The organism is Sphingobium chungangianum, from assembly GCF_977014255.1.
Window position 1 is genome coordinate 1 of the sequence record NZ_CDRNIV010000003.1, and the last position, 24274, is coordinate 24274.

21 protein-coding genes and 1 pseudogene are annotated in these 24274 nt (G+C 61.9%); 5 read left to right on the plus strand and 17 right to left on the minus strand.

What is annotated here, in order from left to right:
- From ACWNC0_RS04175 to istA, 7 genes and pseudogenes are all read right to left on the minus strand, one after another.
- Positions 1-278, minus strand: a 278-nt coding sequence (locus tag ACWNC0_RS04175) for an autoinducer binding domain-containing protein (RefSeq protein ID WP_449469868.1), incomplete at its 3' end; no start/stop codon positions are given.
- Between the two features lie 92 nt (positions 279-370).
- Positions 371-1129: a helix-turn-helix transcriptional regulator gene (locus ACWNC0_RS04180; protein ID WP_017182768.1), complete on the minus strand. Its 759-nt coding sequence runs from the start codon at positions 1127-1129 to the stop codon at positions 371-373.
- A gap of 330 nt (positions 1130-1459) precedes the next feature.
- Positions 1460-2875, minus strand: a complete 1416-nt coding sequence (locus tag ACWNC0_RS04185) for an ISNCY family transposase (RefSeq protein WP_449469841.1) — start codon at positions 2873-2875, stop codon at positions 1460-1462.
- Positions 2876-3167: 292 nt separating this feature from the next.
- The gene (locus ACWNC0_RS04190) at positions 3168-4583 is read right to left on the minus strand and encodes an ISNCY family transposase (RefSeq protein WP_449469841.1); all 1416 of its coding nucleotides are present in this window, start codon (positions 4581-4583) and stop codon (positions 3168-3170) included.
- Positions 4584-4815: 232 nt separating this feature from the next.
- A complete protein-coding gene (locus ACWNC0_RS04195) occupies positions 4816-5367 on the minus strand; it encodes a hypothetical protein (protein ID WP_017182769.1) in 552 nt (183 codons plus the stop codon).
- A gap of 321 nt (positions 5368-5688) precedes the next feature.
- Positions 5689-6423: an IS21-like element helper ATPase IstB gene (gene istB / locus ACWNC0_RS04200; RefSeq protein WP_026002321.1), complete on the minus strand. Its 735-nt coding sequence runs from the start codon at positions 6421-6423 to the stop codon at positions 5689-5691.
- Positions 6356-7840 (minus strand): annotated as a pseudogene (istA, locus tag ACWNC0_RS04205) (IS21 family transposase); the annotation flags it as partial. The gene istB and the pseudogene istA, both read right to left, overlap by 68 nt.
- Before the next feature lie 65 nt (positions 7841-7905).
- On the opposite strand from istA, the gene ACWNC0_RS04210 reads away from it, so the two are divergent.
- From ACWNC0_RS04210 to ACWNC0_RS04230, 5 genes are all read left to right on the plus strand, one after another.
- Positions 7906-8670, plus strand: a complete 765-nt coding sequence (locus ACWNC0_RS04210; protein ID WP_026109285.1) for an IS6 family transposase — start codon at positions 7906-7908, stop codon at positions 8668-8670.
- 321 nt (positions 8671-8991) lie between these two features.
- Positions 8992-9594, plus strand: a complete 603-nt coding sequence (locus ACWNC0_RS04215; RefSeq protein ID WP_449469871.1) for a recombinase family protein — start codon at positions 8992-8994, stop codon at positions 9592-9594.
- Positions 9591-11381, plus strand: a complete 1791-nt coding sequence (locus ACWNC0_RS04220) for an HsdM family class I SAM-dependent methyltransferase (RefSeq protein WP_449469872.1) — start codon at positions 9591-9593, stop codon at positions 11379-11381. The genes ACWNC0_RS04215 and ACWNC0_RS04220 overlap by 4 nt, the downstream gene beginning before the upstream one ends.
- Entirely contained in the window at positions 11378-12442 is a 1065-nt protein-coding gene (locus ACWNC0_RS04225) for a BsuBI/PstI family type II restriction endonuclease (RefSeq protein ID WP_449469873.1), read from the plus strand. The genes ACWNC0_RS04220 and ACWNC0_RS04225 overlap by 4 nt, the downstream gene beginning before the upstream one ends.
- 5 nt (positions 12443-12447) lie before the next feature.
- On the plus strand, positions 12448-12651 hold the full coding sequence (locus ACWNC0_RS04230) for a DUF3489 domain-containing protein (RefSeq protein WP_449469874.1): 204 nt from the start codon (positions 12448-12450) through the stop codon (positions 12649-12651).
- On the opposite strand, the gene ACWNC0_RS04235 is transcribed toward ACWNC0_RS04230, so the two are convergent.
- The 10 genes from ACWNC0_RS04235 to ACWNC0_RS04280 all read right to left on the minus strand — a co-directional run bounded on the left by ACWNC0_RS04235 (position 12648) and on the right by ACWNC0_RS04280 (position 24263).
- On the minus strand, positions 12648-14942 hold the full coding sequence (locus ACWNC0_RS04235; RefSeq protein WP_449469875.1) for an AAA family ATPase: 2295 nt from the start codon (positions 14940-14942) through the stop codon (positions 12648-12650). The genes ACWNC0_RS04230 and ACWNC0_RS04235 overlap by 4 nt on opposite strands.
- A gap of 251 nt (positions 14943-15193) precedes the next feature.
- A complete protein-coding gene (locus ACWNC0_RS04240; RefSeq protein WP_449469876.1) occupies positions 15194-16024 on the minus strand; it encodes a type IV toxin-antitoxin system AbiEi family antitoxin domain-containing protein in 831 nt (276 codons plus the stop codon).
- Positions 16025-16277: 253 nt separating this feature from the next.
- On the minus strand, positions 16278-17240 hold the full coding sequence (locus ACWNC0_RS04245) for an LPD7 domain-containing protein (protein ID WP_449469877.1): 963 nt from the start codon (positions 17238-17240) through the stop codon (positions 16278-16280).
- Positions 17227-19185: a type IV secretory system conjugative DNA transfer family protein gene (locus ACWNC0_RS04250; RefSeq protein ID WP_449470005.1), complete on the minus strand. Its 1959-nt coding sequence runs from the start codon at positions 19183-19185 to the stop codon at positions 17227-17229. Before ACWNC0_RS04250 ends, ACWNC0_RS04245 begins: the two co-directional genes overlap by 14 nt.
- 19 nt (positions 19186-19204) lie before the next feature.
- Positions 19205-20209, minus strand: a complete 1005-nt coding sequence (gene virB11 / locus ACWNC0_RS04255; protein WP_449469878.1) for a P-type DNA transfer ATPase VirB11 — start codon at positions 20207-20209, stop codon at positions 19205-19207.
- A gap of 2 nt (positions 20210-20211) precedes the next feature.
- A complete protein-coding gene (gene virB10, locus ACWNC0_RS04260) occupies positions 20212-21441 on the minus strand; it encodes a type IV secretion system protein VirB10 (protein WP_449469879.1) in 1230 nt (409 codons plus the stop codon).
- Between the two features lie 5 nt (positions 21442-21446).
- Complete coding sequence (virB9, locus tag ACWNC0_RS04265) at positions 21447-22304, minus strand: P-type conjugative transfer protein VirB9 (RefSeq protein WP_449469880.1); 858 nt, start codon at positions 22302-22304, stop codon at positions 21447-21449.
- A complete protein-coding gene (locus ACWNC0_RS04270; RefSeq protein ID WP_449469881.1) occupies positions 22301-22990 on the minus strand; it encodes a virB8 family protein in 690 nt (229 codons plus the stop codon). The genes virB9 and ACWNC0_RS04270 overlap by 4 nt, the downstream gene beginning before the upstream one ends.
- Positions 22991-22992: 2 nt before the next feature.
- Positions 22993-23304, minus strand: a complete 312-nt coding sequence (locus ACWNC0_RS04275; RefSeq protein ID WP_449469882.1) for a hypothetical protein — start codon at positions 23302-23304, stop codon at positions 22993-22995.
- Between the two features lie 14 nt (positions 23305-23318).
- The gene (locus tag ACWNC0_RS04280; protein WP_449469883.1) at positions 23319-24263 is read right to left on the minus strand and encodes a type IV secretion system protein; all 945 of its coding nucleotides are present in this window, start codon (positions 24261-24263) and stop codon (positions 23319-23321) included.
- Positions 24264-24274: the final 11 nt, after the last annotated feature.

Below are 24274 nucleotides of genomic sequence, written 5' to 3' on the forward strand. Positions count from 1 at the left end.
TCGCCGATACCGACATCGCGCGCGGCGGTAAGGACCGCGCGATCACGCGGTGACAACGCGATCAGGGCTTCGACATTATTCCAAGCGAAACCCACCGACGTCTGCTGACTCGCGCGGTGGATAGGATCAGCAGCGTAAAGCCGGCGCTCTTCGAAAATGTCCATCCAGCTTTGCGGGTAGTCCACAAGCCTGATCGTCCCTGTAGCCGGCACCGCCGTATCGACATGATGGACGAGAGCAAAATGGGCAAACCCCATTCTGGCGGTGATGTCTTGCATGAAATCATACAGAGCATCGGGGCTTTTCGCGGCGCTGACCGAATCGCAGAATGACCGAACCTCGGCGAGCCTTATCGCCAAGGGGCCGGCGCCTACAGCAACGCGTTGATGTTCAAATGCCCGTCGCGCACCGCCCGAAGAACTAGCTGGGTTCTCCGCCTGACGCCATACCGGCGACGGGCACCTTCGACATACTCGTGCACAGTGTCGCGGCCGAGCGAAAGGATCTGGGAGATCTCCCAGTCGCTTTTGCCTTGGGCGACTAACGCGATGCAGTCGATCTGGCGTGGGCTTAGTGACACTGGCTGGTAGACGATGCCCTCGTCGCCGAGGATGGCGCGAGCTTGATCAAAAGCGACCGTCCCCACGAGGCGCGCGGTGAGCACGTCCTCGGTGGTTGCCACCGCGTCTGTCGATCGCGCGATCGTGAAGACGGCTTCAGGCTCGTCCTGCATCCTAATCGGCATCGTAAAGCCGGTGCGCAGGCCGTGGGCGCTGCCTTTTTTCAGGATCGATACCTGATGAGGGCTAGGCACTATGAATTCGTCGATGCGATCCCACGTCAACCCCGAAGACGTTTTCGCGCATGCAGCGTGAATGGGATCATCGAGATAGAGCCTGGTTTCGATGATCTCGTCGAGCCATCGAACCGGATAGGTGGTGAGCATTATCGCCTTCTTGCTCCGCTGAACAAGATCGACGTTGTGCAGAAGAGCAAACCAGCGAAAGCCGACCTGCCTAACGAACGAATCCACGATCGATGACAGCTGATCGAACGTCGTGGTTGATTTCGCTTGATGCTCGAAAACGCTGATATCAGCGAGACGGCCCTTGTCACATTTACTCGCCATCGACGCAGCCTCTCGTTGCCTTCCTGTCAGGTCCACCCCCAATTCGACGTATGCGCCAATAAACGGGGTGAGCCGATGCTGCTTGAGGCTGTCTGGCGCGCGCGTATTGATAGCGCGTAAGAGCAGCAGCTCTCGGATTTAAGCAGCCGATAATGTGTTCGGACCGGTTAGAAAAGACACTATCTGTCCCGGATAGAAATGACACCATTAATGACAGCAGGGGCTGCGTGGAGCCCTCGGCTTAGCGCAGCGCAGACCCTGCTGATGGCGTGAGGTTGAGGGGATGAGCATGGACCCGCTGCGCAGGCAGCGGGCTCGGTCAGCGCCGCTTTAGCGTGCCTTCACGAACTCGAGCGTGCCGCGCGCCCGTAACTCCGCCTGGCTGAGCCGTGGGCCGCGTTTGAGCTTGGGACGGCCTAACCGGCGCCGATCGATTTTCGCTGGCGCCTCTGGCTCGGGGAACAGATGTGTGGGCTGGTCGCGGCGGGCAGGGGCATTGTTGTTCCGCTGCCGGTGATGCGGCGTGATCGCCTGGATCTCCTTTGCCCGAGCCAGCGCCGCATCGAGATGCTTGTTGTCGACGATGGCAGGTTGATTGATCCGGGGCATCTTGTCGAACAGGCTATAGGGGAGGGAGCGCCCCTCGTGCCGGATCTCCACCGTGCCATTAGGATATTCACAAACATCCACGCGCTTGCGCGCCAGCTCCTTGCTGATTGCGTTCGGCTCCAGAAGGAACAGAACCTTGTTATAGTGCAGCGTCAGCGCAGCCGTGACTGTTCTCTGTTCGCGCCAGACCATGACGGAGTGGAGATTATCCCGCGGTGCCAGAGGGCGGTGCAGATCACGACTGTTTGCTGCCGGGCGAGCGAAGCGCGCATTATGGGTCGTCTGGTAGCTGCTCAAAAAGCTATTGGCTTCTCCGATTGAGGAGATACCCTCCAGTCGCATCGCCTTGACGAGCCGATCCTGCAGCGTGCCGTTCGCCCGTTCGACCCGACCCTTGGCCTGTGGCGAGTTGGCACAGATGATCTCGATGTTCAGCGCGTCCAGCGCACGCCCGAAATGCGTCATGCCATCGCCCTTCGCCGTCGCCTTGGGGTTTCGAAAGACCGTGTGTTTATCGGAGTAAAAGGCCACCGGCTTACCGTGCCGCTCGATATATTCGCGTGTCGCCTCCATGTAGGAAAAGGTGCTTTCGCTCTCGACCATCTTGAGGTGCATTAGCTCACTGGTCGCGTCATCGATGTAGACAAGCAGCGTGCAGCGCGGCCCGCGATCCTCGAACCAGTCATGATCCGAGCCGTCGATCTGAATCAACTCGCCACGGCACTCCCTGCGATGGCGCGGTTGATAAGGGCGAGAACGACGTGCGGCGCGATCATGCCATATACCCGCCTCGATCATCATCTGCCGCAATGTCTCGCAGCCCACCGCGATATCATGGCGCTCCGCCAGATACTCGCGCGCCAGGGTCGGACCGAAATCCGCATAATGCTCTCGGACCAGCGAAATAATCTGCGCGCGAAAGGCATCGCTGTGACGCCGGTTGCTCGGCCGACCACGCTTACGCGACACCAGGCCTGAGGCGCCTTCGGCGCGCAGACGCTCAAGCAGCCGAAAAATCTGCCGGCGCTTCAATCCTAGCAGCGTTGCCGCATCCTCAACCCGAAGCGCGCCGCGCTCCACGCGCATCAATGTGTCAAACCGCGAAAGCTCACCATGGCTCATCGCCACCACCGTCATAAGCGCGTCCTCCCGAACTGCCAGGAGGACCATGCCACCAAGCTTTGCTAAGGACGCCCAAGGGTGTCATTTCTATTCAGCAGAGGGGTGTCATTTCTATCCGGCGCTTACACGAAATGTTCGGACCGGTTAGAAAAGACACTATCTGTCCCGGATAGAAATGACACCATTAATGACAGCAGGGGCTGCGTGGAGCCCTCGGCTTAGCGCAGCGCAGACCCTGCTGATGGCGTGAGGTTGAGGGGATGAGCATGGACCCGCTGCGCAGGCAGCGGGCTCGGTCAGCGCCGCTTTAGCGTGCCTTCACGAACTCGAGCGTGCCGCGCGCCCGTAACTCCGCCTGGCTGAGCCGTGGGCCGCGTTTGAGCTTGGGACGGCCTAACCGGCGCCGATCGATTTTCGCTGGCGCCTCTGGCTCGGGGAACAGATGTGTGGGCTGGTCGCGGCGGGCAGGGGCATTGTTGTTCCGCTGCCGGTGATGCGGCGTGATCGCCTGGATCTCCTTTGCCCGAGCCAGCGCCGCATCGAGATGCTTGTTGTCGACGATGGCAGGTTGATTGATCCGGGGCATCTTGTCGAACAGGCTATAGGGGAGGGAGCGCCCCTCGTGCCGGATCTCCACCGTGCCATTAGGATATTCACAAACATCCACGCGCTTGCGCGCCAGCTCCTTGCTGATTGCGTTCGGCTCCAGAAGGAACAGAACCTTGTTATAGTGCAGCGTCAGCGCAGCCGTGACTGTTCTCTGTTCGCGCCAGACCATGACGGAGTGGAGATTATCCCGCGGTGCCAGAGGGCGGTGCAGATCACGACTGTTTGCTGCCGGGCGAGCGAAGCGCGCATTATGGGTCGTCTGGTAGCTGCTCAAAAAGCTATTGGCTTCTCCGATTGAGGAGATACCCTCCAGTCGCATCGCCTTGACGAGCCGATCCTGCAGCGTGCCGTTCGCCCGTTCGACCCGACCCTTGGCCTGTGGCGAGTTGGCACAGATGATCTCGATGTTCAGCGCGTCCAGCGCACGCCCGAAATGCGTCATGCCATCGCCCTTCGCCGTCGCCTTGGGGTTTCGAAAGACCGTGTGTTTATCGGAGTAAAAGGCCACCGGCTTACCGTGCCGCTCGATATATTCGCGTGTCGCCTCCATGTAGGAAAAGGTGCTTTCGCTCTCGACCATCTTGAGGTGCATTAGCTCACTGGTCGCGTCATCGATGTAGACAAGCAGCGTGCAGCGCGGCCCGCGATCCTCGAACCAGTCATGATCCGAGCCGTCGATCTGAATCAACTCGCCACGGCACTCCCTGCGATGGCGCGGTTGATAAGGGCGAGAACGACGTGCGGCGCGATCATGCCATATACCCGCCTCGATCATCATCTGCCGCAATGTCTCGCAGCCCACCGCGATATCATGGCGCTCCGCCAGATACTCGCGCGCCAGGGTCGGACCGAAATCCGCATAATGCTCTCGGACCAGCGAAATAATCTGCGCGCGAAAGGCATCGCTGTGACGCCGGTTGCTCGGCCGACCACGCTTACGCGACACCAGGCCTGAGGCGCCTTCGGCGCGCAGACGCTCAAGCAGCCGAAAAATCTGCCGGCGCTTCAATCCTAGCAGCGTTGCCGCATCCTCAACCCGAAGCGCGCCGCGCTCCACGCGCATCAATGTGTCAAACCGCGAAAGCTCACCATGGCTCATCGCCACCACCGTCATAAGCGCGTCCTCCCGAACTGCCAGGAGGACCATGCCACCAAGCTTTGCTAAGGACGCCCAAGGGTGTCATTTCTATTCAGCAGAGGGGTGTCATTTCTATCCGGCGCTTACATAATGGCGGTTCGATAATATATCTTATGTTAAATCAATGGGTTACGCAGCCCATTCCCGCAGCGCCGGTCCAAATTTGATCGTACAGCTATATTCACTGCGCAGCAAATACGGAGGCGTGTTAACAGATTCCCGCTAATGCCAGGCGCACATCCGGAGCTATCGTATATACCGCTTCGCGCTGCGCGCCCCGGTTGGGGTGATCGACGCGGTATCCCTGATAGTGGCGATGCAGCAATCCAGCCCGAACAAGATCCGATACGGCTCGACTGACATTCGTGCGCCCCGACCGCAGAATGCGCGCCTCAATCTCTTCATTCTCCTTCTGAGCCAAATCTCCTGCACTTTCCGAAGCGTCAGCCTTCGCCGACCACTCTGATCGAACCGCTGCAATCATGGCTGTACGGCGGCAGTCGCGGTTGGCCAGCGGCGCCAATGCCTGGCAGAGCCAGTCACGCACAGGTATCTGGGCAGCGTCGCTTCGTACGTAAGGCCCGAGACTGCCATTCTCCCCTGCGGCCTTCGCGATCAGATTGAGGATGAGCAGAACATACCTAGGGCGCTTCGATACCTGCGATACGCGCTCCACTAGATCTGGTAACGCGACAACCGACGAAGCCAAGTTGAGCGGCGCTGGTGCCATATGGTCGAAGAGGTCGGCTTGGTGGAACATAGCAGGAATCTACCACAACCGATCTTGCCGCGAATCCCCTAAATTCCCTACTCGCCAGAAAAATCACCAGCGTCACTTTACCGGCGGGGTAAAGTGACACTGGTGACACAGCGTACTAGGAAGAGCGCTGCAGCGATGCAAAAAGTAAGCGTGGGCTGGAGGCCGCAGATCAGTGTCAATCGGCCCCGGATATTCACCCCGGATAAGCGCCCAACACTGACCCCCTGATAGTACGCAGGATCGTCGGCATGGGGGTGAGGCGGCGGAGGGCGTAGCCCGGAGCCGGCTCACCCCCATGCCGATGGCGTTTATTTTGGGCTATCAGGCAGCTGCGCGGTTCTTGAAGCGCCAACTCTCGTTGCCGGTTTCGATGATGTCGCAATGGTGCGTCAGCCGATCGAGCAGCGCGGTTGTCATTTTGGCATCGCTGAACACCAAGGGCCATTCGCCGAACGCGAGGTTGGTGGTCACCATGATCGAGGTCTGCTCGTAGAGCCGGCTGACCAGGTGGAACAGCAACTGGCCGCCAGACAGCGCGAACGGCAGATAGCCCAGCTCGTCGAGGATCACCAGGTCGAGCCGGGACAGATGATCGGCAATGCGCCCCGCCTTTCCTGCGCGGGTTTCAGCTTCGAGCCGGTTCACCAGGTCAATGGTGTTATAATATCTGACCCTCGCGCCGATGCGTACGCACGAGCGTCCGATCGCAATGGCAAGGTGGGTTTTTCCGGTCCCGGTTCCTCCTACCAACACGGCATTGCGCTGGTTGGCCAGGAAAGCGCCGGTGGCCAGATCGCGAACCAGCCCCTCGTTGATCGGCGTTTCGGCAAAGTCGAACGCCGTAATTTCCTTGGCCAGCGGCAGCTTGGCGATCGTCATCTGATATTTGATCGAGCGCGCCTGCTTCTCATCGATCTCGGCCTTCAGCAGATCGCCGACCACGCGGCTTGGGCCATGTTGTCGCTTTACCGCATCGGCGATCACCTCATCATAGGCGTGCCGCATGCCCGCGAGCTTGAGCGTCCCCATCATCTCCAGGATCTCGTGGCGTTCCATAGAACCTCCTCAGGCTATCGTAACGGGCGCAGTCGGCGACGGGCTCGTGATGGAGCCGGAGCGCCTCGGGCGTAGCGATGGTCAGCGGCGCCGATGGCTGGCGCTGACGGGTCAGGATATTGAGCACAACGTCGCGGCTGACGGTGCCGCCGATCAGCGCCTCGGCGCAGGCGGCTTCCACGGCATCGAGCCCATCGCTCAGGACCGCCGTCAGGATGCCGACCATCTGGCGGTCGCCATCAGCATGGCCGGCAAGGCGGCGTCGTACCCGCTCGATTGCCGGCGGAAGCGACCAGTCCTTGAAGGGCGCGCCGTTGCGCAGCGCGCCGGGCTTTCTCGCCAGCACAGGGACGTAATGCCAGGGATCATAGATCGTCAGCTCACGGCCGAACCGGCGGACATGCTCGCCGACTATCTCGCCTTCCTGCCGGATGACGATACGGTCGGCATAGGCATGGATATCTACCGGCCGCCCCGCCGCTGACGCATGCACCGAGTATTTGTTATAGTCGAACCGCACCAGCAGCGTCTTCGATACCGACGCGGGCAGAGCGTGGAAGCCGTCGAAGGGCCCGCGATAGGCGATCAGGGCGGGACGATCCGCGGTCTCGAACACCTCCCACACCGTCCGGTCCTTCAACTCGGGATGTGCGGCATGCTTCGACCGCGCGACGCAGCGATCCTCAAGCCATGCGTTCATCTCGGCGTAGCTCTTGAAGCGCAGCCGGGGCGTGAAGAAGCGTTCACGCACCAGGCCGACCTGATTCTCGACCTGGCCCTTCTCCCAGCCTGACGCCGGCGTGCAGGCAACAGGCTCGACCAGATAATGCCCGCACATCTGTTGAAAGCGGCGGTTATACTGGCGCTCGCGACCGGCAAAGATCGCATCGACCGCCGTCTTCATGTTGTCGTAAATGCCGCGCTGGCAGGCGCCACCGAAGAAGGCGAACGCCTTGTCATGCGCATCGAAGACCATCTCCTGGCTTTCCCGCGGATAGGCGCGCACGTAGAACATCCGACTATGACAAAGCCGCATGTGCGCGACCTTCACCGTGGTCGTCGCCCCGGCAATGACGACGATCTCATGGCTCCAGTCGAACTGGTAGGCCTCGCCGGGCGCGAAGCTCAGCGGCACATAGGCCGCCGCCGTCACCGCTGAGCGCTCACGATGCCAGTTTGCCGCGTACCGTCGGACCGCGTCATAGCCGCCACGATAGCCAAGACCCTGCAGCTCCTCGAACAGCCTGACCATCGTCAGCCGCTCGCGCCGTGTCTTCCGGTCGTTCGCCTCCAGAAGCCTGTTCAGATCCGAGGCCCAGGGCCCCAACTTCGGCAAGGGCTGCACGCTGCGTTCGTATGTGAAAGCCGTCTCGCCCGAGCGCAGCACCTTGCGAACCGTGTTCCGCGAAACGCCAAGGGGCTCTGTTGCAAACTCTGATGCGGTTGCCAACGTTGGGCCTTGTCTTGGTAAGGTCGGTTGTGATGGACGATTTCAAAGGGCGGCATTTTACCGGAGAAGTCATCCTATGGGCGGTCCGCTGGTACTGCCGGTACGGTATCAGCTACCGTGATCTCGAGGAAATGCTGGCGGAACGTGGCATCGATGTCGATCACACGACCATCTATCGCTGGGTGCAGCGCTACGCGCCGGAGATGGAGAAGCGGTTGCGCTGGTTCTGGCGGCGCGGCTTTGATCCGAGCTGGCGTCTCGATGAGACTTACGTGAAGGTGCGGGGCAAATGGACCTACCTCTACCGGGCGGTCGACAAACGGGGCGACACGATTGATTTCTACCTGTCGCCGACCCGCGGCGCCAAAGCTGCGAAGCGCTTTCTTGGCAAAACCCTTCGCGGTCTGAAGGACTGGGAAAAGCCGACGAAACTCAACACCGACAAGGCGCCAAGCTACGGCGCCGCAATCGCCGAGTTGAAACGAGAAGGAAAGCTCGCCCCAGAAACCGAACACCGGCAGGTGAAATACCTGAACAACGTGCTCGAGGCCGACCACGGCAAGCTCAAGATGCTGATCAAGCCCGTGCGTGGTTTCAAATCGATGCCGACAGCCTACGCCACGATCAAGGGCTTCGAGGTGATGCGCGCCCTGCGCAAAGGGCAGGCCCGGGCATGGTGCCTGCAGCCAGGGATCAGGGGAGAGGTGCGTCTGATCGAAAGATCATTTGGCATTGGCCCCTCGGCCATGACCGAGGCCATGGCCATGCTCAATCAGCATTTCAACAAAGCGGCCTGATCCCAACAAAGGCGCGGTGCCGCTCGGCGGTCCCGAATGTTTGCAACAGAGCCATCGAGGTCAACTTAAGCCCGATGATCGCGAGCGCTAAAGTGTGCAGAGCAGCCAAGCAGCCAAGCAGGCGGGAATTCTCGAACGCCTATGGGACCGCGGTAAACCCGCAACACGCCTTCGGTCAATATACGGCTTTCCAATGTCGGAAGGCAGCGAGAACCGCCCGGTTCGATAATGTAACTTGCGAAAAATACTGGTGAAAGGCAGAAGGTGAGCGTCCCAGAATCCTCCGTTTAAGGGACGCTTTCGCGAACATAGTAAAAACAAATGCTTGCGCGTCCCAAAACTCTGTCCCAAAATGGCGGGATGAAATGGGGCTATGCCAGGGTATCTACAGAAGATCAGAACCTCGATCTGCAGCGGCGCGCGTTGAACGCCGCCGGCTGCGATCGGCTGTTTGAAGATCAGATATCAGGCGCATCCACAAAGCGGCCAGGCCTTGACGATGTGCTGGCGAAATGCGGCGATGGCGATGTGCTGGTGGTGTGGAAACTCGATCGCCTCGGCCGATCGTTGCCGCACCTAATCGAAGTCATTCAGGAGCTGGGCACCAAGGGTTGCGGATTCCAGTCGCTCTCAGAGAACATCGACACGACGACTGCAGGCGGCCGCCTTGTTTTCCACCTAATGGGCGCCCTGGCAGAATTTGAGCGCGCCCTGATCGGCGAGCGCACCAAGGCAGGCCTCGCAGCTGCGCGCATGCGCGGTGTCCGCATTGGCCGCAAGCGCGCCATGTCTGCCGAACAAATACGTCATGCGCGAGCTTTGCTCGAAGCCGGCGAGCGACCGACCGACATTGCCCGCACGATGCAGGTCGGCCGATCGACCCTTTATCGCGCCCTGGATGCCAACAAGAGCAAAGCCGCATGAAAGCATCTACCCGCCTGAAAAAGCCGATTGCGCTGTCGGCGCATATCGATCTCGAAGCCCGGCGCATTGAGCTGGCGCGTGCGCGTTTCGTCGCGCGGGCCTGCTCTGAAACTGTCCCTGAAAGCCGGCGCACGAGTCAGGCGGCGCTTTTCGCGCGTGGCGCGATCGAAGCCTTCGCGGGCGTGGTCGTGCCAGATTTCGCGTTAAGCGCCCCCTTCGTCACCCCGCGCGGCAAGCTCGATGCGACGGCGCGCCAGCTGGCGGCCTCGATCGGCCGTGAAGCTGCAGGCCTGCCTGTCCTAGAAGGGTGTCATTTCCTGACGAGCCTCTACACGACGCTCCTGCCAGGCAAGGAACGGAGCGCCCTTGGCGCATTCTACACGCCGCCGGCATTGACGCAGCGCCTGCTCGATCTTGCGAGCGAAGGTGGCGTGGATTGGTCAACGGCGCGCGTGCTCGATCCTGCCAGCGGTGGTGGTGCCTTCCTTCTCGAAGCCGCTGCACGCATGCGGTGCGCGCTTGATGGCAGCGAACCCGCCTTTATCCTCGCGCAGCTCGGAAACAGGCTGTCGGGTTTTGAGCTAGATCCTCACGCCGCTTCGCTTTCGCAGGCCGCCCTTGAAATCTTCTTGTCCGACCTGCGCACAGGCAGTGGCCGCGACGTGCCTGTGTTCGTGAAGGTCTGCGATACGCTCGAAGAAACGCCTGCAGAGCTTTACGATCTTGTGATTGGCAACCCGCCCTATGGTCGCGTGACACTGACGGCCGCCCAGCGGGCGCGCTTTGCCCGCAGCCTCTATGGCCACGCCAACCTCTATGGCGTGTTCACGGATATCGCGCTCCGGTGGACACGTCCGGGCGGCGTTGTTGCTTACCTTACGCCGACGAGCATGCTCGGCGGGCAGTATTATGCGGCTCTCCGCAAGCTCCTGGCCGATGAAGCGCCGCCCGTCGCGATCGACTTTGTGCATGCGCGACGCGGTGTATTTGAGGACGTGCTGCAGGAAACCCTGCTTGCACTCTACTGTAAGGGCGGCTCCCGCCAGCGGTTCCAGGTTCACTATCTCAACGTCGATAACGAGCGCGAAACGCGGTTGACCAAAAACGGCAAGGTCGGCCTGCCCGCTGACCCATCGGCACCGTGGTTGGCACCGCGCGAACCGGCTCACGTCGGCCTGATCAAAGCCGCCGAAGGTATGGCGGCGCGCTTGGCCGATTGGGGCTATGGCGTCTCCACCGGGCCGTTGGTTTGGAACAGGTTCAAGCCGCAGATGCGCGCACGCGTGGGTCGCGGATTGCATCCGCTGATCTGGGCGGAAGCCGTGACCGCTGATGGTCGCTTTATCTTCCGTGCGGACAAGCGCAATCACGCGCCATATTTCAAGCCGGAGGCCGGCGATGGCTGGCTGGTCGTAGATCGCAGCTGCGTTCTCGTGCAGCGCACGACGGCCAAGGAACAAGACCGTCGCCTGATCGCAGCGGAGTTGACGCAGGCGTTCATCGACGCGCACGGCGGGGTCGTGGTTGAAAACCATCTTAATATGGTGCGGACGATCGGCGTGGCGAAAGTTTCGCCTGCAGCCGTCGCGGCCGTCCTCAACAGCGATATCGTTGATCAGGTTTTCCGCTGCATCAGTGGAAGCGTCGCGGTGTCGGCTTTTGAGCTGGAGTCAATTCCCTTGCCGCCCGCCTCGGCAATGGCCGCGATCGAGAAGCTGGTCGCCAAAGGCGCGTCGCGTGCCGCTATCGAAAAGAGCCTGCGCGCGCTTTACGGGGTGAAGGCATGACGCTGCCAGCCCTCCCAACTTGGAACGAGATACACGGGCGACTGCCGGTTATCTTCCCGGACGGTTCAGCGAACCGCGAGCGTTTGGTTTGGGAGATTTCGGCCAAGACCATTTTTGTCATGCTCTATACGGGCGCGATCGAAGGTGCTGACCTCTGGCTGCGGCCCGATCAGGTCACGCGCATGACCGACAATCAGGCGGCAAAGACCGATGACGCCGCCCGTGATGCCTGGTCGAGACTATCGGTCAAACCGAGCAAGGCCGACGTGCCCGGTCGCTGGTATGCCGGCAATACGCGGGAATCCATCCGCGACGACACAATCCGCTATGCGCTGATCCAGAACGGCGCGGTGATCGAACGCGCAGGCCTTGCCACAACGTCGCCGGCCGGCCGCTACGCTCTGCAGGCAGACTTTGCCGACCTGCTCGCGCCAGACCTCGACGAAGCGACATTCCACGCCAAGGCAACGGCATGGCGGGAAAAACATCTGAACAAGGGCGCGCTTGCCCGCCTTGCTATTGTTCGCAAGGGCGCGGCCGGCGGCGGCGAATATGAGCTGGTGACGTTCCCCAATGGGGAAACGCGCCGCATGATTCCCGGTGCGAGCACCGACATTTCAAAAGCCGTTATCGAGGTTTTCGCGCCAAAGTTCCTGCAACAGCCCGGCGTGATTTCGTTGAGCGAAAGCGGCAACAAGGTTGTCGCGCGTGATGACGATCTGGCTAAGTCTATCGGTCTAACCATCCCCGCCGACAAGAGCCTGCCCGATATTGTGCTCGTCGATCTTGGGCCTGCGCACCCGCTGCTGATTTTCGTGGAGGTCGTTCACACGGACGGGCCAGTCAACGATGCCCGCAAGACGGCGCTGTTGCAGATATCCGAAGGTGCCGGCTTCCCTTCCCAGCATGTTGCTTTCGTGACTGCCTACCTCGATCGTGGCGGCCAGCCCTTCCGCAAAACGGTCAGCGGCTTGGCCTGGGGCAGCTATGCGTGGTTCGCGTCTGAACCTGACAACCTCATCGTTTTCAGCGGAAAACCGCTGCAAATCGAAGGCGGCTGACAGCCTTGGCGCGCGCCGGAACCAAGCAAGCGATGTTGGTCGGTATGCTCGCGCGTGATCACGGGGCAACGATCAGGGAAATCGTCAGCCTGACGGGCTGGAAAGCCAATACCGTGCATTCCGCCCTATCGACCCTTCGCACCAGCGGCCGCGATATTGCGGTCGAAGATGTTGGCGGCGAACGGCGTTACAGGCTGGCAGCGGATTAGCTGCGCCGCGCAAAAGCAAGCGCGCGCCCGCTGAATTGAGTGAGCTCGTGATCGTTGATCACCGCCGTCATGTAGGCGGGGTTCGTGTCATGGTGGAAGCGGTTCGCATAGGCGAGCAGGTCGCGCAGCTCGTCAATGTCCGCCTGGGTGAGTATCTGGTTTTGCTGCCCGGCGCGCTGCTGGCAAATCCCGAGGAACGGCCCGAGCAACATGCCGGGTATGAACGTGGCGGGATAGGCCACCCGCATGAAAGCTTCGAGAATATGGCGCAGCGCGGCCGCCACGTTGCGCTCGTTCGCCGGATCAGCAGCCTGCAGATAGGCCTCCACAAGCGCATGGCGCCGGTCGTGCTCCGTGATGCAATCCTGATTTACGTCCCAGATGGCGAAGGTCGATCCGATGGCATCGCGCCTGATCGTAATTGCCTGACGTGCGGCAGCGTCGGCACCTTCCCACAGCTGGCAGAGGAATGGCTTCGAGTGCGATAACACAATGACCTGGCTGACGCGCGCCTGCATGCGGCGCATCTCCTGAACGGTCGTCAGCGCGCGATGCTCATCGAGGCTGGTCATGGGGTCGTCGACCACAAGAATCTTCTGCGCAAGCTGGGGGTCTTGATCGAGTGACGCGAAGAAAAATGCGAGAGCGAGCGTGTTGCGGTCACCAGCACTCAAGGTGTTGCGGAAGGCCGGTCCGCCATCGCCCGTAAGGGCAACGGCGACGTTGTTGATCACGACGTTATAGCTGCAGGACGAGCCGCCGCGCGTGTTCACCGGATTGACGGCACCGAGCCGGAAGCCGGCGTTGAATCGCTGGAGGTAGTTGTTGATCGCGGCCTCATAGGCCGGAAAAATGTTCTGGCGATAATTGTCGAGGGCAGCGCGTGCCTGGGCGCGCAAGCCTTCGGTCGCCGTCTTGGCGGCTTTCTCGACCAGGTAATCATTACAAAGGCCGCTGACCGGATCACTGTGACGCGATCGGACGGCCTGCAGGCGGGCAAGATCGCCGGTGCGAGCAGCCACATCTGCGTTGGCCGCTTGCTCCTTCACGATAGCGATCGGCGCGTTGCAGGCCTGCAGCGCCGCTGACAGAGCGGCGATGGCATCCCGGCGCACGTCATAAGCGGCAATCAGCGCGATCGTTTCCGGCGCAAGGGTCATGGCCTCCAACGGAGCGGCCGCTTTCGTCCGCAAGATGACAAGCACCGCATCACGCGCTGCGATCCAGTCTCGCAGCACTGCAGCCGTGTCCACCTCGATCGCCGGAATGTCGGTGAAGGCATTCCAGAACGTGCGCCCGTCGCTGGCGATACGCACAGCCCGCTCGAAAGCGGCGGGTATCTCGCCGGCATGCGCCGTGTTGATCCCCTGCCCCGTCTGCGTGATTGTTGTTTTCAGGCCCTCGTAAGCCTCACTGAAATAGGCCTGATAGTGCCCGATCAACGCCGATCCGGCCAAATCCTGCGCGCAGAACGGGCAAACATCGTGGCCCTGGTCCTGGGACGCGCCGGCGATGCGGCTCATGCCCTCGCCGACCCACGCCTCGCCGCCTCTTCCTAGGCTGCGCAAGTGCGCCCGCACGCGCGCGGCCGCTTCGGCTTCAAGGTCGGGCAGCGTCCGCGCGAGTAACGCGTTGATCGCCTCCGTATCGAAGGTGGGCAGTGACAAGGGAAGGAACGTGGCCTGCTGGCGGATCGCGTCAGCCGATCGGGCGGCCGCCAAGGCGCGCTCGGCATCGGCAATCGCTGCCTCGATATCGGGATCGGGGGCGAGCGCGCAGAATTCGTCAACATTGATAGTGCCCCGCGCGGCCGCCGGGATCGCGTTGCTCCGCTGGGTGAGCGCGCGGTTGTGCTCCTCGATGCGGGTGACGTGCCCCTGCAGCTCTGCATTCAGGGCCACGCCCTGCGCGCCAAGGATCAGCTCATGCAGGTTCTGGCGGTGGCCTGCCGCTATCTCGACGCCCGAGCAGACGTTGGCTGCGACAAATGCATCGTCGAAAATCGCAATACGCGGCATGGCGGTCGACCAGCCATTATTTTGAAACTGCACCGTGACGTTGCCGGCGAAGCCGAGAACGACATGGGGCGGGTTTGCCGCGCCAAGGCGATGGCGCTCCTGCACCAAGCCGGCGTCGCCGGTGCCAAGAGAGCGGAGGATCGAGGACAGCGTAGTCTTGCCCCGCCCGTTCTCCCCATAGATCAGGGTCAGCGTCGAGAGCGGGATTTGACCGCCCGCGTTGACTGAATCGAACTGCCCGACATTGCGCAGCAATTGAATACGTTCGAGCAAAAGGCGTCCCCCCGGTCGCGAAATCTGGTTACGCTGGCAGGCGCTTGTCCCACGGTAGCCTAATGATGGGCTTGCTGCCACCGCCAGTCGTAATTGTCTTTTCGCGCCGTCGTTCCGACAGTGGCCACTCAGAACATCAGGAGCGGCAGTATTTCAGTCGGCACTCAGGCACCGAGGAGCACACTCACGGAAAGATCTTATCTTGAGTTTGTCATCATTGGCGATACGGGAGAGATCGCGCTGGGGAACCATCAGCTGCTCCGGATTATATCGAGTTCGTCGGGCTCGACGTTGAGTCGGATGCGCCATCGGGCCAGCATCCTGCCCTCATTGGGAAACAGGGGATCGAGGCGCTGATAGGTCGGCGTCAGCCGCGCGCGCAACGGCTCCAATGCGGCTGTGTCGGCCAGCCCGTAAAATTCCAGCAGATAGCCCAGGCGGCGGATCACCGCGCCAACGCCGAGGCGAAGCGCGTATTCGATCATCAGTTCGACCCGCAGTGTATCGCGCTTCATCCAGAGTCCCTTGGCAACCTCCGTGACACCACCGACATATTGCGGATGGTCGAGACCATCGATGATGGTCCGCTCGGGGTCGCTGACCCTGACCTGCTCTTCGGATGTGATCCAGATCTCGGTCAGACCGAAGAAATCCTGCGGTTTGACGTCGACGAAGCGGAATTCATACCCATGGATGTGCTGCGGGCGCAGCCGTTTGGCGCAGGAGACGATGATGGCCAACTGCGGTTGGGTGACCATGCGGTGCAGCTCGAGGGCGCTGCCGTGTGAGATGAAGTAGTCCGTGTCGCCAACCAGCGTTCTTGCGATGAGGTAAGGATCGCTCACATGCTCGGTGTCGCGGCCCCGCTCGAATGGCACCAGATTGTAGAGACCAGGCTTTAGGCGCGTGACGATCCCGCGCGCTTCGGTATTCGCGACGAGGCTGCGTGCCGATGATGGGCTCAGACCTGTGATCTCGGTGACGTCCGCGAGCGAAAAAATCGGCTGACGGCGCTCGTTCAGTTCGACGATCAGCTGAGCGGCACGAGGTCCAAGCGTCTTGAGATTATATCCTTCGCGCAATTTGAGCCTCTCTGGGCGATGTATGGCGCGTTCGATATAACGGCGATTATATTATCTGGCAAGATTGTCGCGCTTTGTGGGATGCTCCGCGCAGACAGTATACATCCCACAGGCTTGGGGTTGGGCCGCTCGCAGTTTATCAATCATGATAAATGCTCGGCACAAGCGAACAAACGTGGCGGTTCTTAAACCAGGAGCCGATCGCCTGAGCCATATGTCGTAGAGGGGCTGCGGCACAAAGACCGATGCCCGGTTACCGAGACCGGCTGCGTTGCTGGGGCTTGGGCTCGCGCCCAGGACGAGGGATGGGGGGAGTGGCCGGGTCACGGCCGCGGACGATATCCTGCCTGACGTTGGGGGAGGCATCCTTGACCATTGCCGGCCGGATGTTCCGTCCCGCCGCAATATGCGCATCGAGCTGCGTGCGGGCGACTGTCATCACCCGCGCGACCGCTTCGGGATTGTCGAACAATGTCCGTCGGATCACCGCTTCCATCACGCGCATCTGACTATCGGCCGCACGATCATTCGGCGTGTTGCCACGATCGCCGCGCCGGGCATTCGGTCGTTCCAAACCATTGCCATCGCTGTGCCGACTTGTCCCGGATGACCCGCGGACAGCATCGAGATCACGGGCTGCTGCCATGGGCGCAATCGTATTGCGGCTCGTCTCCCCGCGGAGCCGGTCGAGCTCCTGGAGATCGCGATCGTTGGGTTTGTAACCACGTACCTCGAGCCCCTTTTGACTGGCCTCGATCCAGACCGACCGCCGAAATTCTTCTGATCCCGTGACGTGAATCCGATCCCAATTGCGGTGTTGTGCGATCGCCACCAGATCCTTGACGACTTCCTGGCTCTCCGTCGGCGTGACCAGGCGCCGGCCCTGATCGAGAAACGCGGGATCCTTCGCTTGCGCCGTCGTGAAAAAGGCGGGTTCGCCCGACCATTTCGCCTTGTCCGCATAATAGCGCTTCCGCACGCTGTCCGGCACATCGCCCGCCTCGATCGAATGCACCTTGGGGGCGCTTCGCGACGCACCAGCGGCGCGGACACGATCAGGCGATTCAGTGGGACCATCCTTCGCTCCCCCAGGCGAGGACTTTTCCGGCGGAGCCGACCCAGGCGCCTGCACCTTGCCCCGTTCGGCGGCGTCAATGCCAACGCTGTTGGCAATAGTCCGCGCCGTACCCGATTGCTTGCGATCACTCTCTGCCATGGTCATGCCTCTCGGTCACAAATGCTGGAGATTGGGCGCCGGCGCCCACGGGCTCAAGAACGGCCCGGGCCGTCATCGCCGTGACAAAGGCGATAGCGGCCTGTTCGTCGCCGGGGGGTGGCAGATCCACCATGTCGCCGAGCACCAACATGTCATCGGTGATTTCGGCAAAGCCCGACAGTTCGTCATCGGTCAACGCGCGCGCGCTGGGTTGTGCCTGCTCCGTTGCCGCAGTCTCTGGACCGTCGTTCAACAGAGCAGCCCGCTTCGCGCTAAGGGCCTGCGCTAACGGATCACTGCTGCTCGCCCCGCCTGCCAATTTGGCGGCGGACGACGCGGCGTTGATCGCGATCGGGCGGGGCGCGACCTTGGGCGGGTCACTGATGCGGCTCGTGAAGCGCTTCGAGCGGAAATACTCGATCTTGCGGCCCCTGACCGGCGGAATGCCACCGCGCATCAGCAGAAGGTCGCCCTTGGGCATCTGCATCAGTTCCTGGGGCATCATCAGCGCGCGCCGCTGGTCTGATTCCGATATGCTGCGGTTAGCGAGCAGGCCATGAATTGTCCGGCTTTTCGATTTGACGTTCATCGTGAAAAAACCGAGGCGTTCGGACAGTTCGTTGGCGACCTTCAGCTCCTTGGGTGTGAATACGATCTCCAGACCGCAGTTGGCGATGATCTCGTCGGTGACGTCCACGCCATAGATACCGCGGGGCTGGGACCGGCTCTGGATGACTGGCAACAGGCGAAGCCCGTAGCCGGCAACGTAGGAAAAAGCCGACGCGATGACCGGCGCCTTGCCGAGGCGGGCAAACTCATCGAGCAAAATGAGCACCGGCACGCGGCCGCCATTTTCAGGCAGTTCCCGCGTATTGAGATCGATCAGCTGCTGAAGAAAGAGGTTATAGACGGGCGCGATCCGGTCGATATTGTCGGGCGATACGCCAAGATAGATCGATATCCGCTCGCGGCGGATTTGGCGCAGATCGAAATCGGTCTCTGACGTCGCGGCATCGACATAGGGATTGAGCCAGAGATTGAGCTTCGAGGTGATCGTCTGCTTGATCCCCGAAAATGTGTTGTCGGACGCGGAGGTGAAGTCACTCAGCGCCGACACACACGCCTGGCTCAGCCGCTGGCCGCGGCGTTGGGCCTCTTCGACGACCTTCGGCAGTTCGACCTTGGGGTCGCCCGTCGTCAGTCGCCGATAGATTTCGCCAATCGTGAAGGGGAGGGCGGGATTGGCCGCGACAAGGGCGCCGACGCCGACAAAGGCGGCTCGCGCCGCTTCCGCCCAGAACGGATCAGCCTTTTCCGGAGCCGGAAACAACATGCCGCCGATCTTCTGGAGTTCATTGATCACATCGGTGTCGTCGAGCCGGTCGATGAAGCTCAAGGGATTGTAGCGGGCGCTTCGCCCTTCGGGATCGAGCGGATCGAACAGATAGACCGCTTGGCCATGCCGTGCGCGAAAACCTGCGGTGATGTCCCAATTCTCGCGCTTCACATCGAGCACCACCACCGAGTCCGCCCAACTCAGAAGATTGGGGATCACCACGCCGACGCCCTTGCCGGCGCGCGTCGGCGCCTCGAGCAAGACATGTTCGGTGCCACCGAAAACCAGATAGCGGCCGCCTTTCTGCCCGACGATGATCCCGCTGTTGCTGCGCAGATGTTCGCGCCGGATCTCGCTTTCGCGCGCGAACCGTGCCTCGCCATGGAGCGTGCGCCCCCGCTTCAGGATGATGAGCAGGATGACGAAGGCGATGGCGCCGCTAACCAGCGCACCGCGCTCCAGCCACAGATGCAGCAGCGGGTCGCGGCGATAGTACCAGAGCCATCCGGGTATCGCCGAGACCTGCATGCGCGGGCCGATCTGATTGAGGCCGACGAGCGCGACCAGCACCGCGCACAAGGCACATGCCAAAAAGGTTGCCGCGAGCATCCTCGCGACGATCGCGACCTTAGTGGGCGGTCGCGCGTCCGACAGGCGGGTCAAAATACACCTCCTCGACTTCGAATTTTCCGGCGCGCTTGCGGGTCTGGACGACGACGTCGACCAGCATGTGCAACAGCCCACGGATATCGTCGCGCGCCAGATCGCGTCCGCCCTCCGACTCTTTCACCAGCAGGGTAAGCTGCTCGAAGGCGCCCATGGCCGAGCCGGCATGGACGGTCGTGATCGAGCCGGGATGGCCTGAGTTGACGTTGCGCAGATAAAAGAAGGCAGTGCCGTCTCGCAGCTCCTGCAGGAGGATGCGATCGGGCCGCATGCGCAGCGCACTTTCGAGCAGCTGCTTGGGGCCGACTTTGGCCAGACCCTGTCGCTCGCTCGAATAAACCATGTGCACGACATTGCGATGCTCGACGACGAGCTCGCGCGTATCCTCGATCGTGAGCAACCGCTCGTCGAGCGGGATCAACTGGATCAGCGCCTTGGCGAAAGTGGTCTTGCCGGAGCCGGTCGCGCCGCTCACCAGGATGTTCTTGCGGGCCGCAACGGCGGTCCTGAAGAAAGCCGGCCAGTCGCCGGCGTCGCGCTGTGCCACCAATTGGGCATCGACCTCGCCAAGCCCAAGCGCCGCTGAACGGGTTCCCTTGAACAGCCCCGTTTGCGCGAGCTGATCGATCGCCAGATTGACCCGTGACGGCTTACGCACCGTGAAGGATGGTGCGCCGCTCGGCGTCACCGAGGGTATGACGATCTGGCACCGCTCGCCGCCTGGCAGGATGGTCGAGCAGATCGGGGTCTCGGCATTGACGTCCTGCCGCGTAAAACTGGCGGCCGCGACGGCCAGCGTCGCCAGCCAGTCGCTGTCGAGTTCGGCGACGCTATGCCAATGCCAACCGCGATGATCCTCAATGCCAACCTCGCCGGGCTTGTTGATCACCAATTCGGTGACCTCGACGGGTTCCAGCAGCGGCAGGATCGGCGCGAGATAATGGCGCAGGACAGCGGTATCGCTCATCCTCAGCGCCGCAGTTCGAGATTGTAGACGTCGGCGAAGTTGAAGTCCTTGGCGACGAAGATCCCGACCTCCTCACCCTGGTTCTTCTTCAGCACCGGTCGGATGTTGATGCTGTTTTGGAGCGCGATGCTCGCCCCCTCGCTCGGCGTGCGCGTCGTGTTGTTGAAATTGTTGCTCCCGCCGGAGACGGACTGCCCGGCGATATAAGCGGCGTCGTCGACCAGCGAGAGCAGCAACGCGCTGCCGAAGCGCGCCCAGAAGAAGGTGTCCACGGACCCCGCGATGCCGGCGCGGCCAAGAGCGTCCGACCCCGGCGAAGCCAGGTCGATGCGCACGCCCTGCGGCGTGACGGCCCGCGTCCACAACACGAACAGGCGGTTCTGCCCTTGCTGGATGCCGCCATGATATTCGCCGAGGACTTTTGTGCCCTTTTCCATGAGCACGACACGGCCATTCTCCGAATAGACGTCGCGCGGAATCAGGCACGAGGTGTAACCGGGCTGCGCCGAATTCATCGCTGTCTGGAGGATGCACGGGATCAGCGTGCCGGCGGTGACGAGATAATTGCGGTTGGGCAGCATCGAGGCCCTTGCCTCGCCGACGGCCGAACTCTGTCGAAGCGCGTCGAGCGCATTGGGTGCGCCGCGGGCGGCCGTATCGTTTGCACCATCGGCGCCGCCGTCCGGACTGGCGGTGCCGCTACCTGCGCCACTTCCACCCGCCGATGGCTGTAGCGCATCGCGCCCTCCATAGGCGATCAATGTCGATCGCCGTGCCTGGTCGGCCAGGTTCTGGCGCGTATTCTGCGGCGCGCCTGTCGGCGCTGCGCCCGGTTGCATGGCAGGAACGATCTGTCCGTCAGGGCCAACGACCTGCGTGCCAGCCGGAGGATTGATGACGGGTGCATTGGGATCGGCTGCGAGCGCGCCAAGCGGCTTGGGTTTCGCCGCGACGGCATCATACGCGACGGTCTCGCGCGCTGCCAGATCGGGGCGTTTGGCCATCGACTCCGGTTTGCCCATCAGGCTGCCGGCATTGTTGGCGCTAGGCCCCGAGTTGACCCACAAGATGCCGAGAACCATCGCCGTTCCTGCGAAAATCAGGGCGGTATTCCGCTTTGCCGGTGTCATCCCGCCTATCGGATCGATGCCGCGCTCGCGGATGATTTCGTCGCGTTCGGGTGTTGGATCGCCTTGCGGGCGACGAGGGGCCTCGGCCGCAGACTCGTCCATCGCGCTCACTCCTTCGGATCTTGTATGGTGCGTTCGACATGCGGCGACGCTGTGTTGGTGCCGTGATCGACGCCGTAGGGTGTCGGCGCGAGATTATAGATGCACAGCACCTCCCGGTTCCGGCGCAGACGCAGTTGAGCGGCCACGGCGTGGACGACCACGAACTCGTCCCGGACATCGAATGGGACCAAGGACTCTGAGCCGTCCGGGCGCACGAGATAAATCGCCGGGATTTCGTGGTTGCCGGGAAAACGCAGGACCGTGAACTGGCCGTTGTCGGAGATTTCCGACGGCTGAAGGTCGCTCGCACCCTGGACTTTGTAGTTCAGATTGCGCGGTCCATCGATGACGCCGTGGTCAAGGGCTCCCCGAACGGCGCTCGCCTGCAATGCTGCGACGCGCTGTGCTTCCTGCGTCGCGCGCATGCGAGCGGCACGATCAGCTTCATCGCGCGGGTAGCGAAACCGAACCTGGAAGAATGTATCGCGGCTCCCGCTGCCGATCGGTCCCCGGCGTGCGGTCAGTTCGAAGGCGTAGTTGCGCAGCTCACCCCCGCGATTGGTCGTGACGATAAGGTTCGTCGGTCCCGCCCGCTCACGGGGCTTCAGGAACAGAATGTGACCGGCAACCGCCACTTCCCAGGAGACGGTGTCGCCGAGCGCGACATGTTCAATCGTCTCGTCGGCGCCGAGCACGACCTGGGTCGCCGTCCGGAATGTGCCGACGATCCGGTAGACCTGGGTCTCCTGATACTCGACGAACTTCACACGTGGATCCGCCGGCCCGCCGCGCGGCGTGTCCTCCGCGAGCGCTGGTGTCGCTAAAATGGCGAGAAGGCCCGCTATGGGAAGAAGGCGGTTCACCGCACCACCTCGGGGTCCGCGCGGTAATTCTCGACCTGGAACCCCAGTGGGTTACGATAGCGGTCGCCCTCCGCCATCGGCGCATTCGTGTACCGGAAGGTGACAGTCGCGATCCAGTCGCTGCTCTGCGTGTCGGTATCGGTCTGGACTGTTCGCGTGAAGCGGACGTTGGCGACACGATCGTTGATGAAGGCGATATTGCGCACGCGGGCCTGGACGACCGCGCTCTTGCCCCACACGATCTGTGGGCTTGCGGCGTTGTTCGAGCTGAAAAACCGGCCCCAGCGTTGCTGCTCGCCTGGTTCGGACAGGATAGTGACGGCCCGGAAATTCTCCTCAGCCGCCGCCGGCAACCAGCTTTCCCGGGTCCGGACATATTGCGCGAGGAAGAATTTCGTGACCGCCTCGTCATAGCGCATCGGCTTCTGGGTGACGGTGGTCTGCACGTCGACGGCGCCCGTCGTCTGATTGACGCGAATGATGTACGGCATGACCGTCTTCAGCGGCGCAAGGCCCGCGAGTGCGAAACCCTCCGCAGTCGCGGCGAGCAGGCCCAGGCCGGCCACCACCCACGCGATGCGTTCGGACCGCAACGATTTGCGCTGGCGGTCCTGATCCCAGGATCGGGCATGGCCGAAATAGAGTTCGGCGTCCTTGGCCGGCACGCCTTCGGTCTGGTTCCGCATGATCAGCAACTTCCATAGGTGCTGGGAGCTGCTCGCGCCGATGTCTTCTCGGACAAAGGAACGGGCGGGGGCGGTGTGCCGCGATCAGCTGGTTGCTTGATCTGAGGCACGGGTGGTGGGGCAGGGGGCGCCACCACGGCGGGGATCGGCGAACCCGGCAGAACGCTCCCATAGATGTTGACGTCGCGCAGGTGCTTGCCATTGCAGACGGGCAGCTTCTTCGGCCCGGAAGCCCCTTGGGCGAGCGTCGGGAGCAGGGCGATGACGACTGCCGATCGTCGGAGCGCACGGACTATCGTGGACGGCCTCGTCATTGGGTGTTCCTTCCTCATGCGCGGCTGACCGAACCGCCGCGCTGAGCGGCCCGTTCGAGATTGCGACTGTTGCGAGCGATACGGCGTTGCTGGAACGGTGCCGCCACGGACCCCCACGCAGAGCCGGCGAAGGCACCGATGCCGGCAGACGCGCCCCCGGCGATGCCGGTTGCGATCGACGGCGCCTGGAAAAAGAAGATCGTTCCCAAGAAAATATAAACGGCGAACAGCACCGCACCCAAGGCGGCGTCTCCAACGCCTTCGGATGCGGTAATCGCGGTAGCACCAAGGTCAGTGATCAAGGCCGTGATCGCGATGATCACTGCCATCAGCACAATGAAGTTGAAGGCCTGCCCGAGCCAGCCGTGAAATAGCCTTCGCGTGGTCTCGAAGAGCGAAAGGGCGATGAAGATCGGTCCGAGCGCGATGATGATGGCCAGCGCCACCTTCGCGAAAACGGTGATGGAGAAGCCGATCGCCGCAGATAGTCCGGCAAGCGCTTTAAGACCGAGGCTCAGGACGTACAAAACGAGCTTGTATGGGTTGATATCGCTGTAGGTTGCCGCCTCGGTCTCGATCCTCGCGATAATAACGTCACACTGGCTGAAATAGTCGTCGAACACGTTGCCAACGCTGGTGACGGTATGCCCCGCCAACGCCTGCGAGATCGCATCAGGCATGCCGTGAAACAGGGGATTAGTTACCCACTCCGTGTAGGCGACCGTGGTGGCCGCAACGTAGAGCAAACATAGTTTCACCATTCGGTAGACAAGCTCGCCCCACGGCTCGCTGACGATGCCGCGCATCACCATGTAGCCGAACAGCGCGATATAGATGACCAAACCAAGCGCGAGTGGGCCGCGCACAACCTCGATGACATTGTTCAAGCGCTCGTTGAGGAACATGTCGAGCTTGCCGTCGATGTTGGTGTAGAGAGTGGTGAAGAGCCCGTCGGCCATCTCATCTTTCC

Bases quoted from the DNA above. Each gene is read 5' to 3' on its own strand.
- ACWNC0_RS04225 (WP_449469873.1), top strand. From the start codon at position 11,378: ATGACGCTGCCAGCCCTCCCAACTTGGAACGAGATACACGGGCGACTG.
- ACWNC0_RS04280 (WP_449469883.1), bottom strand. From the start codon at position 24,263: ATGGCCGACGGGCTCTTCACCACTCTCTACACCAACATCGACGGCAAG.
- virB10 (WP_449469879.1), bottom strand. From the start codon at position 21,441: ATGGACGAGTCTGCGGCCGAGGCCCCTCGTCGCCCGCAAGGCGATCCA.
- ACWNC0_RS04220 (WP_449469872.1), top strand. From the start codon at position 9,591: ATGAAAGCATCTACCCGCCTGAAAAAGCCGATTGCGCTGTCGGCGCAT.
- ACWNC0_RS04215 (WP_449469871.1), top strand. From the start codon at position 8,992: ATGCTTGCGCGTCCCAAAACTCTGTCCCAAAATGGCGGGATGAAATGG.
- ACWNC0_RS04275 (WP_449469882.1), bottom strand. From the start codon at position 23,304: ATGACGAGGCCGTCCACGATAGTCCGTGCGCTCCGACGATCGGCAGTC.
- ACWNC0_RS04210 (WP_026109285.1), top strand. From the start codon at position 7,906: ATGGACGATTTCAAAGGGCGGCATTTTACCGGAGAAGTCATCCTATGG.
- ACWNC0_RS04195 (WP_017182769.1), bottom strand. From the start codon at position 5,367: ATGTTCCACCAAGCCGACCTCTTCGACCATATGGCACCAGCGCCGCTC.
- istB (WP_026002321.1), bottom strand. From the start codon at position 6,423: ATGGAACGCCACGAGATCCTGGAGATGATGGGGACGCTCAAGCTCGCG.
- virB11 (WP_449469878.1), bottom strand. From the start codon at position 20,209: ATGAGCGATACCGCTGTCCTGCGCCATTATCTCGCGCCGATCCTGCCG.
- ACWNC0_RS04180 (WP_017182768.1), bottom strand. From the start codon at position 1,129: ATGGCGAGTAAATGTGACAAGGGCCGTCTCGCTGATATCAGCGTTTTC.
- ACWNC0_RS04270 (WP_449469881.1), bottom strand. From the start codon at position 22,990: ATGCGGAACCAGACCGAAGGCGTGCCGGCCAAGGACGCCGAACTCTAT.
- ACWNC0_RS04245 (WP_449469877.1), bottom strand. From the start codon at position 17,240: ATGGCAGAGAGTGATCGCAAGCAATCGGGTACGGCGCGGACTATTGCC.
- ACWNC0_RS04250 (WP_449470005.1), bottom strand. From the start codon at position 19,185: ATGCTCGCGGCAACCTTTTTGGCATGTGCCTTGTGCGCGGTGCTGGTC.
- ACWNC0_RS04190 (WP_449469841.1), bottom strand. From the start codon at position 4,583: ATGACGGTGGTGGCGATGAGCCATGGTGAGCTTTCGCGGTTTGACACA.
- ACWNC0_RS04185 (WP_449469841.1), bottom strand. From the start codon at position 2,875: ATGACGGTGGTGGCGATGAGCCATGGTGAGCTTTCGCGGTTTGACACA.